The organism is Desulfobacter sp. (assembly GCF_050177295.1).
Map to the genome: position 1 here is coordinate 1 of NZ_JBFXHE010000157.1, position 9,422 is coordinate 9,422.

A 9,422-nucleotide genomic window follows, 5' to 3' on the forward strand; every position below is an offset into this window, starting at 1 on the left:
GCTTGACTTGCAGTACTAATTTTACGGAAAAGCGCCTGGGTAATATTTGATTTAGCAGTGTTCAATGTGTATATCCGTTGACGTTTTTCTTTCGGGGATAAAGATTTGTTCATCATGATCTGCTTTTGCCTGCGGTTGATTTCTGTTAGAGATGCCCTCATTTTAGAGATCAGTTTTTTATTCTTTTGTCCGAACTGAATCAGATCTTTATTCTCAAGAAAAAACGCCTTGGCCTCCTCTTTTTGCCCAGATCGCAGATAGTTGTTTAGGGTGCGGTTGGCAGAATCAATTTCTGCATAAAGATCATAAAACCGGGTGACATGCTTCGTGGACCATGGGACATTGGAATCAATGATATGCAGCATAAAAGGATTTCTACTGCCTTCCATTCGTGACGGGTATCCCATGGCATGCCGGGTTATGGCATCAGTGCCAAACAACACCATCATTCCCATAGTGGAGAAGTATCCATTTATTAAATGCTCCAGCCTGATCGGTGATATATTCAGAGCATGCCCTAATGCCCGCATAGTATCACTGGTCCTCGGCGTATACTGTTCTGACGGCTTTAGTTTTGCCAGGCTATCCGGAACAATCGGTCTTCCCTGGAATGTATCAATGTTGAATTGATCTTCGACCACGGGCTTGAACAACTGGGGCATGTCGATATTGAATACATTATAGGCTGTGTGTTTAAACCAGCCCCAAACAAATTGCCCGTCTTCGGTGTCATTCATGACGTTAGCGACTGATTCCGGCAGGGAAGAAAAAAGGGCGCCAATTTCAAACGGCTTTGGTATCCTATAATGATCATTCTCTAACCAGAAATGGTAATAAGTCCACTTATCCCAATCCTCAAGTTTTTTGTATCTGTCATCGTCTTTGTATAGTGACCACAGTAACAATGACGCGCCGGTTAAAATTGAGGCTTTTAAGAGAAATGCTTTTGGGTTTTCTTTTGATGCTCGGCCAAGTTTATACAAGCCTTGGACTCTGGCGTTTAGAAAAGGCACGATCCGAATAAGTGTTTGTACACTCTGAGAGCTGCCGTGCATGGAAAAATCCATCAAGTCCCGGGCCTCAAAGCCCGCATCAAGCTTTGAGTAGCCTTTATTTTTCAGCCTTTTGTAAAGCCCTAACCTGGCAGCATTCTCAGAAGCTTCCCCAATCTTTTCCCATAATTTTATGACCTTGAGCGGCGTGTTTAATATCCGGCCTATCGCACTCTTGCCTTCAGCTTTTATTATTTTTTTAATAAATCGAGCGCCGGTTTGTGGATCGTCGGAATTTACATATGATGAGCCAAATCCCCAACCGCTAGACATGAGTTCAATATAATCCTTGTCTTCTTGCATTGCCCCAATGAGTCCAATGGCCGAATCCACGAAGGGCCTGAATTCTTTTGACACCACGGGTGTATGGATGGCATCACGGATAAAATTGCGCAGTCGGAACGCGGGGCCGAATGTTGCCCCGTATGATAGATACCGTTTTGCCCCTCCCATCATCTTCATGAATAAATTATTGAATGCAGCAGTATCGATCTCAGCCAGGGCTTGGTAAAGATCCGGATCGTCAGTTTTAAAGTAGACCGGGTTCCCTTCTTTCTGGAAAGAAAGTATTCCGTAGTCTTTCATGGATCCAAAAACAATCTTAGTTTCTTTTCTGGGTTCAATTCGGTGTGGGCCCTTGCCATCCTTTTTAAGGTTCTCAACTTCGGCCTCTGCCTCGACCCGGGAATCAAAAATAGAACGGGCTCGGGTGTTACCGGCTTTGATAATAGCAAAGCGGTTAACGGTCTGAGCCCCAAGGACCTTGGCCAAATCCTTCTTTGCAACCTCATCAATAATATCCAGATTCTTACCCACTTCAAATGCCTTAGCCCTAGCCTTGTTCCTGGCGGCCGCGTCAAGGCCGTACATCCAGTTCATAAGAATATTTTCAAGTGGATCACCGATTTTTGCCTGGCCACCTTTTAATTGCTTGATCTGAGCAGAAATATGCTTCCCAGATTTTCTGGGCCCAGATAAAAACTCCTGCCGAGAAATTTCATTTTCAAGCACACGATAAAAGGGGATATACATATTTGATTCCCATATCTTCCGGGCTTCCGGGTCAATCAGCCCTGACGCCTCCATGACATCCAGGATGTTTTGGTTAAACTCTTGAAATTTGTCATTGAGGCTTGCCCAGGACTCCCCTTTTTCTGAAAATTCACCGGTTCTTTCAAGGAGCCTTGCTCGTTTTTCTGGAGTTATCCAGTTCTCGCGACCTTCTGCTTCTAATTCTTCCGACCGCTTTGCAGCTATCCAGTAAAACAGATTCTGCCAATCATCCCCGATTGACCGAAGGAATGGCAGGAATCCATTTTTCCGGTCAGTGACGGTCAAGGCGTTTCCGTCCCATGACATTTTGCCGTGCTCAAGGAACATTGAAAATGATGCCGATTTAATACCGGTCAAAACCCTGTGCAGTTTATAAGCCTCATCCCCAAGGCGTTTTTTCACAAAGTGGAGAGAGTCGACCGTCTTGGCTATGGTCCGGTCTGTGAACTCGGTCTTGCCCTCTTCGATTGAGTCTTTCATCCGGTCAAAGAAGTTGCCCCGGGAATGGAAAAGCTCGTCAACGATATCGTCTGAGGTTTGATAAAGAACCTCGTCAGAATCGAGCGCCCTCATGCCGTTTACATCCGGAGCCGGGAGCTGGTTGGTTTCAAGCATACTAGTAAGCCTGCCGAAGGGGTTTTTCGTGATGATGTCATTGATATCTATATTTTGAGTGGCCAACCCCTCGGCAAGATGCTGATACAACTTCCCGCGGTTTGTGCCGGTGAAGGTCTGCATATTGATTACGGCCTGAACTGCATTGACATCCGACGCCTGGGCCAGGATATCCCGGGCAGCCTCCCTGATGCTCACACCTTTTTTAAAAGGAATAAACGCGACTTCTCTGCGGCCCTCATCCATTAAGAGGATGCCGTCCTGCTCACCTTCAAACCTTTCCATTGCCGCGTTTACGTCCTTGATGCTGAGCGGGTTTTGAAGTTCTCTGGAGATGACTCGTCTTTCACTGACCGGGAGTGTGCTTTTTGCCGGAAGTTGTTTTATCTTTTGCGAACCGCCAACATTGAATTCATCAAACTGGGCATAGTGGCCATCGGAGATAATCAGGCCACTTACCTTGATGCCTGCCAGCCGCAGCCCCAGGCGAAGATCGCGCATAATTTGAAGATCTTCATTTGACGGGGTTAAATCCCCTGAAATGTGGTTGTGAATTAAATAAGTGGTGTGGGCTTCCTCGTTTTTAAGCAGATGCCCGGCCATCTGATTGATATGGGCGTCGGACTTGCCGGACGTGCCCTTTGAAAATTTATGGACCTCTAAGACTCTTCCCGTTCTGTCGGCTGTGATGAGGTAGACTTCTTCTTGAGCTGCGTCAGAAAGGCCTGATAGCATTTGTGCCGCATCGGACACATTGCGAACGGTTCTTCTTGGCACTCGAAGCTCTCCCGTCTCCCGTAGCCCGATTTTTGCAAATCTGGGAACAGGTGTTCCATTCTGTGTTCCACTTTTTACGACTCCTTTGGATAGGTCTTTGTCCAGATTAATGATGGGGATAGAATCGCCGGCTTTATCCGATTGCCGCCCAAAAACCTTCCCGGACTCAACATCCCGGGCAAGCTTCCGGACCCGCACCCCTTCTGATGCAACATAGAGCAGCCCATCCAGGAAATCAACAATCTTCTGTATGACACGGTCAAGCCAAGTATTCCGGTGCTGTCCACGGTCAGTCAGGGCCTGGGCCAGGAAGTTTGCCCGGTTCTCGGCCATGTTATCTGACCATTTGAGCCCCCACGCCTCCCATTGGCCGGATCTGTTCGCCTGCCTGGCCTTGCCGTTCAGGGCCATGATTTCGGCAGGGGTTATAATTCCCAGGTCTTCAAGGAGATGCTCAATCTCATGATCCAGAGTAAAATCCGACGCATAATCCCGTGACAACTGAATTGTCTGGTTTGAATATTTGCCAAGGATGATGCCGTCTTTGCCCATCCGACCGGTGCGCATGGCGAACTCATAGTCCTTGTCGGATATTTTCTTTACAGTTTCGACCGTGCATCCATGGCCGTTTTTGAATTTGATTGAGACCTTGCCGTCTGGAGAAAGAAAGGCCTTCTGGCCTTTGAAATGTTTTTGGATATCCTGAGTGGTTAGGCCTTGGCCGGGAAGTGTGTTTATTCGTTGGGAAGAACTATCCCATGTTTCTTCCTGAAATCTGCGTACTTCTCCCTGAAAAACGCTGAACTTACTTTGTCCGCTTCTATTCCGTCCTGCCTCAAGGATTCGATTTCGGAAGGCGTCAACCGCTCTGAAAGAGAGAATGTATTTTGCTTCTGAATTTGTGAGGGCCTGGATGTTTCCTGCGATGTTAAATTCTTTGAGGACATCTTCAAGCTCCTTTACATTAAATTTATCCTGAATTTTCTTCAGGGAATCTTGCTTTACAGCAAGCACCGTTGAGTATTTACTATACCCTAAAGTCGATGCGGCTACAACCTTCCCGCCGTTATTTTCTATATAATGCCTGAGTTCAGATAAGGTCTCTCCCGTAGTGATAATATCGTCCAAAATGATGTATTCTTGACCAGGGTTCACATCCCCGTCAAACTCTGCCCGGCTTATAATTCTCTCAGCAGCGTCTTTCTTGGTATGGCCGGATTTATTTGTTTGAACAATCCCAAGATCGACTTTAAACCCGGCAATTTCTCCATAAGCCCTCGCCAAAGCTCTCGGGATTTTATTTTTGCCGGCCTCCTCTTCGGCATGAACCGGCACAACCATGGCATCCGGGAACTGCTTTTTGAGTTCCAATACTTTCTCTGGCTTCACCAAGTCAAACACAAGCCGGTTGGCGGCATCAACATCTCCTGCCTTGGCCGCCTTATGGTCCGGATGACCGCCTTGGCCTTTTTGATTGGGCGCAACCTTATTGGCTGCTGTGTGAACCACGACGTTTGGGAAGTTTTCCGGCCATGGATTAATAGATGATATTGAATACCGGATATCCGGATTGCTTCCATCCCAGGTGCCAGCGTTGTAGATAGATTTTATCTGGGTCGGGTCAAAGGCTATAATTTTTCTGTGCGGACCGCCGTTGGAATAGAAGCCCTTTTCAATGATCAGTCCATCATGCCCAAGGGACTTTACCTTATCCGCAACATCCCCAAGAGTCTCAACTCCCAAGCCATTCTTAAGGGATTTAATATCTGTTGCATGATATGGATTTTTAATGGAAACGTAGGCTCGTTTTAAAAATCTGTCATCATCTTCAACTAATGCATACCAATTGGCACCATCTTTGTTGTCAGTAAAATAAATCCCTTCTATTTGATCTGTTTCGCCATGTGTGCCTGTTTTTTCGCTTGGTTTAAATGCATTAAAATTAACATTTGTCCCATGATAAACCACCACAGGGTCACCATTCTCATCAACCACCTTGGAGTTACCGAACCATTTCCTGAAGGCTGGCGTGTCAGTGTTTCGGCTGGTGCTGTCTGTAAAATCCACTGAGGTGGAATACTGGGTGCCGTCTTGAGCAGCCTTTTCTCCTGTTATTTTTTCAACAGGATTAACTTCTATTTCATCAAGCGTTGAAGCATTTTTGGGGGTTTGTGAACCACTAATAACGGTAGATTCTGAATCGTTTAATTTAAAATTCTTCTCATGGACAAATGTATTCTTGCCACCCGCCTTCTTGATCATCCATAATTTTCCCCCTTCTTTTTGGGGGCGGATCAACTTGCCAGACAGAGTGTTGCCTTTTTTGTCCTGCCAGGTCACGGCCCGGCCCGGGGCAACTGTCAAGTTTTTTTTAACTGTTTTGGAAGTTTTAGAGATGATTCCAACAGGCTTCGTCGTTCTTGTTCCATCCTTCACCCATACCTTGAATTCATCCTGATTCATCTCAGTTATACCGCCGAACCCTTTCCAACCTTCTTCGTAATTCGACATATACAATGACTTGGCCTCATCTGCAGATTCGGCTCCCATGACAACCTTGTGTTCATCAAATTCACCTGTCCCCGGGTCAATCTGGTCCACAATAAACACCTTTGAACTCGTCTTGGTGCCAGGTTTTATAAATACATCAACCTGATCCCCATCTTTGCCCATGGTCCGTTTAAAGTATCCATAATGCCCATGGATTTTTGATTCCCACTTTCTTCCGGATTTGTCAGTGCCGCTTCGTGTAGATCCGTCAGGATTTTCAATGGTAATCTGGTGGCCGTCAATCCGAATGTGGTCTTTTCTGTAATTTCCGGCTTCCTTTTGGGGTTCGGTCGGATTTGTTTCAATCTTGTCCGGGTTAACCTCGTGTTCAAATGCGGACGGCATGTCTTCCGCCGCTTCCGCCTGGCCTGGAATCTTTTTCTGCCCCGTTTCAATCTGGGTTGGAGCAACTGTCAAGTTTTCCTTGACGGTTGGTGGAATCCCCCCCATGGGTGCGCTTGAGTCAGAGGTGTTGGGGGTGTTGTTCAATAGATTTTTGACAGCCTGATCAGCCAAATGAGCAGGTGCCTCAAAACGACCTATTCGGTATCCCGTATCAACATCAATTACGTTGCTGACAGGTGCGGTATATACCTCTCCATTGGCGTCCTTATAGACTTCCACCTGTTCTTTTGTGCCCGGTCTGGTAAAAAAGCCAATATGCTCTTTACTTTGAATAATCTTTGATTCAACGGGTTCAGTTATTTCTGGGTTGACCTGGGTTTCTTCAACCGGCTCCGCAACCTCGGCAGGGGCATCCTGCCCAAACACCTCCCGCGCCTTTGCCCGGGCATACTGGCTCACCTGGTCATCCAGGTCGTAGGCCTTATCTACAGCCTCAATGGAGCCCAGTTTCTTAATCCTTTGATCGATAAAAGCCTGCTGCTCTTTGTTTTTTAGACCGCTAGTCAAAACGTCATCGGCGGTACCCGGGGAGGTGCCGGGTGCTGCCGGGGGCGGTACCGGGGAGATGCCGGGTTGCAATTGCTGATCTGAATCCAACAGGTCCCTTTCCGGGACTTCCACAGATTCGGTTTTTCCGAATTTCTGATCCTGTGGCTGTTTTTCATCCAACATATTCTGGTCAATAGGAATGCCTTCTGCATCTGTGCCAGTCTCTTCATCCTTGGATTTCAACCCGCTCTTTAACTGCTCATTCTCATACTCCCGCCGCAAACCCTCAACATCCGGCTGAATCGGTGGCCGGCCGGGGTATTCCTTGATATCCGCCTTGGCCTGCTGCAAATTCTGTTCGAACTCGCCAATCTGAGCGTCCTGGGCATCAGCTTCCGCCTGTATAGCCTGCATCCTATCAGCCAAGCCCTTTTTAACAGATTCCAGATTCGCCTGGTAATCAGCCATCAATTGCCGTTGCCGGTCCGTGGGCTTCTTAAACTTCTGCAGGTTTGAAATTCGTTTTTCAAGACCTGCAATATGATCATGATACTGCTGTAATTCCGTGCCTCGCTGAAGTTCCTGGCGGGAATTTTCATCCAGGGAAGCATATTTCACAAAATCTTCATTAATGTCTATGGCCTCCCCGGCATCGATCTTGCCCATGACCATCTTTGACCAGGCTTCCGCCAGCTCATTTTCCTTGCCAGGTTCCTCTTTGGAGCCTCCCTGTAAAATTCCCTTTTCGATTAATTCAGCAGCCTTTTCCCTGGCATCCGGATTTTCCAGATTATTTAAGTCACGAACCAACCGCCGTTTTTGCACATAGGAAAACCCGCCGGCCCCCATACCGAACAGCAGGGACATGGTCATGGACGGGATAATAGAATCAACAGCGGCCTGCCATTGGTCTCCTTCATTCGCCATGCCCACCCCGATATCCACCTTTGCACCAAGATAAGACTGAAGCATTTCCGTGGGAATTTCGTTCAAGAAAGTATCTTTGGCAAGATTTTTGGCAAATGTAGAAACAGGTGTATGCAATAATTCTTTCACTGTCTGTTTCAAAGGCTGGGCTATGAGCCTGTCCATGCCAAAAATCTTAGCGCCAATAAAAGACGCGGCCCCTTCGATACCGCCTTCAATCAACCCTTGTTTAAGCGCTGCGGAGTGGGCCATATCTTCAGGCAAGCCGTTGTTAAGGTATTCCTGCTTTTTTTCTCCATATGTTCCCAAGCCGAATAAACCCAGGTTCCCTATTAATGCCCCTACAAGCCCACCAACCGGTCCGCCGAATGCGGCTCCAACAGATGCCCCGGCAAGGGTTGGCGCCAGGGAGGGGACCGAACTCCTGATCCCTGACATAACACCTGATTTTATATACCCTTCACCCTCTCGCTCCGATTGGTCCTGCTTCATGATATCCCAATTCTGTTCAGCATAGTCAGAGGCATCAACCAATCCTTGACCGGCTTTTTCAAGCATATCAATCCCGCCGTCCGGGTCCAGGGTTTTTAAAGCATAACCACCAAGCCGGGTAAGATCAGACGCACCCCTGGCAAGATTTGATGCAACATCCCCAAAAAATCCGCGCTCTTGGGTGGCTGTTGTGCTCATTCCAGGTTCAAATTTCTCCGGTTCGTCAAACAGTTCCCTGTAACCCGGGGCATTATCCCATGCCAGCTTATGGTGTGTCTCCACCTCTTCGGGATCAAACTGTTCAAACCGTTTCAATACGCCGCTGTCTATTTCTTCTTTGGTTAGGTATGGCATTTAACGATCTCTCTTAATGTATTGGATATTTTTTAATCTTTCTAAGGCGGTTCGATACGCTTCTTGTTCTTTTTCAGTTTGTGGATATCCAATTTTTTCTCTAAAAGCAGTTCTTTTAAGAAATTCTGGATTAGGTAAACCACTAGGCAAAACAGGTCTCTCAAAATCTATTCTTCTTGTTTTTCCAGAAGAATCTGTTCCCCAAAAAATATTGGAAAATTTTCCAACACCAGGTCTTATATTGGTATATTCGGCATAGGGTTCTGATTCTTGTTTTGGAGGTGATGCTGCTGGTATGGACGCGGATTGTGTCGCCCCTGCACCTCGTTCATGCGATACCCTTAATTGACTGGGAAGCCCCGAAAAATCCGCCCTGCCCGGAGGAGGGTTGAATGCAACTTCACGCCCATTCTGGTCAAAATATCGCTTCCGCCCATCTTTCCCCTCAATCCAGTCCAAACGATTGCCCCTGTTTGGGTCTGCATTAGCCCCGCCGCCGTTCGTGCCGCCTACAACCCTACTACGCTCAGCATCGGTAAAATTTATCTTTTCAAAAGGGATACCTCCGGCTTTCGCGTCATTGATTTTCTTTGCAATAGCCAAATCCATCGTTTTATTTGTCAGACCACCTGCGGTATCTCGGAATGCTTTCCATCCCCCCATCATATCTACCTGAGTTGAGGTGGCCGGTGCACCAAACCCACTAGC

The 9,422-nt window shown here is 47.2% G+C and carries 2 protein-coding genes; both read right to left on the reverse strand.

Going from position 1 to position 9,422, the window contains the following annotated elements:
- The coding region (locus AB7U36_RS12195; protein ID WP_428160045.1) for an LPD38 domain-containing protein at positions 1-8,714 on the reverse strand (8,714 nt) is incomplete at its 3' end.
- Positions 8,715-9,422, reverse strand: a 708-nt coding sequence (locus tag AB7U36_RS12200) for a hypothetical protein (protein ID WP_428160046.1), incomplete at its 5' end; no start/stop codon positions are given.